The organism is Pseudomonas sp. GV085, assembly GCF_003050925.1.
In the GTDB taxonomy this organism is placed as follows: Bacteria; Pseudomonadota; Gammaproteobacteria; order Pseudomonadales; family Pseudomonadaceae; genus Aquipseudomonas.
Window position 1 is genome coordinate 1 of the sequence record NZ_QAOV01000039.1, and the last position, 1,625, is coordinate 1,625.

General features: G+C 58.7%; 1 protein-coding gene. It reads right to left on the minus strand.

Features of this window, described 5'->3' with window-relative positions; all coding sequences use genetic code 11:
- Positions 1-43: 43 nt before the first annotated feature.
- The gene (locus C8K63_RS29970) at positions 44-1,375 is read right to left on the minus strand and encodes an IS110 family transposase (protein ID WP_108219970.1); all 1,332 of its coding nucleotides are present in this window, start codon (positions 1,373-1,375) and stop codon (positions 44-46) included.
- Positions 1,376-1,625 lie beyond the last annotated feature (250 nt).

The window sequence follows — 1,625 nt, forward strand, 5'->3', positions numbered from 1 at the left end:
CTCTTATCAAACAAAAAATAACCCATTGTTTTTGCTCTAAAAATTATCCAGCCATCACCAACTGCATGCCCAGCTTGCGCGCCTTGTGTTCCAAGGCGCGTAACTGTCGGCTGCGGCTTTTCGCTTCAAAAGCTTCGATACCCTTTTCTACATAGGGCTGGCCCTTGGTCAGCATGGCGTAGATCAGTCGCGCCAGTTGGTGCGCGGTCGCCTTGATCGCGCAGCCGGTGTCCATCCGGGTTAAACGGGCCCGGTGGCTGGCACCGATAAAGCTTTTGTCGTTGCGGGCATTGGAGGCTGATTGCTTAAGAGCCTGGGACGCCCGATTGATTACCTTGGGGGGTTTGCCGGGAAGCGCTTTTCCTCCCGATATGCGGGTCGGCGGCGCCACACCGAGCCAGGAACAAAAGTGTTGAGAGGTCGGGAAACGCGACAAATCAGGCCCCAATTCGCTGGCCAGAACCAGTGCCGTATCCACGCCGATCGTCGGGATGGCGGTCAAGTCCACGCCCATCACTTGGCCCAAGGCTTGATGCAAGGCGCTCTGCTGCGCAGCCGAACGATGAGGACTTCGCAGCACTTTGCCGGCAACCGGCACCGCTTCCTGGAGCCTGGGTAGCCGTTCAAGCGCTTGCGCGATGGCCTTGTCGCAGTCGGCGATCTGCGTTTCCAGGAAGTCATGGCAGGCTAACTCCTGGCTCAGCGCGTGGAGGTGTTCGGCACGCCAATTACCATGCAGACTGCGAGCGATGGTGGCCTGGTCCGCCTTGATGCGCCGATCTCGCAACGCGGCGAGAACCAGCGGGTCGCGCTCGCCCTGGTTGATCGCGTTAAGAATTTTCATGCCGGTCACACCGGTAATGTCACTGATGACGTTGGCCAAATGAATGTTCATCTGGCTCAGGGCTTTTTGCATCCGATTGATGGACTTGGCCTGATCGCAGACTTTATTGGCCCGTTGGCGCACCAGGGAACGCATCGAGCAAATCTCATCCGAAGGGCGAAAAGCCCCGCTCAACAGGCCGTGCGTCATGAGTTGCCAGATCCATTGGCAATCGAGGACATCGGATTTGCGGCCAGAGGTCTGCCGGGTTGCACGGGAGTTGACCAGATAAACCTCAAATCCCCGCGCGTCCAGCACTTCGAAAAGGGGGATCCAGTAGACGCCGGTGGCCTCCATGGCCACGACCTTGATCTTCAATGACGCGAGCCAGTCGGCTAACGCGATCAGGTCATCGGTGAAGGTCGAAAACTTGCGAACCGGGTTATCGCCGCGCCCGGGATTGACCGCGACCCAATGCTCACGACTGCCAACATCGATACCAGCGCAGTCGTGGTGGATAATCTCGAAGCGTTTTTGGTTCTTGCGCGCCATGCCAATTCCTCGCAGGATGGAAAAGCGTGCGCGGGGTACACGGTGGCGAAAGGGTTCACTCTCTTATACGAGGTCACGGCATGCCGTGCCTTCAACGACTCCACGCCGATACCGTGCGGACCACTCTCCTACTCGGGTGCTGTCACACCAGTGCTAATGACGGTCTCTGCCCCGCGCACGCTCTTCAACTCTAGCTCCCTCAGTTTGCTGCGCGACAGCGCGGCGTCGAAGACGAGGCGGCCCCTCCTAC

Bases quoted from the DNA above. Each gene is read 5' to 3' on its own strand.
- C8K63_RS29970 (WP_108219970.1), bottom strand. From the start codon at position 1,375: ATGGCGCGCAAGAACCAAAAACGCTTCGAGATTATCCACCACGACTGC.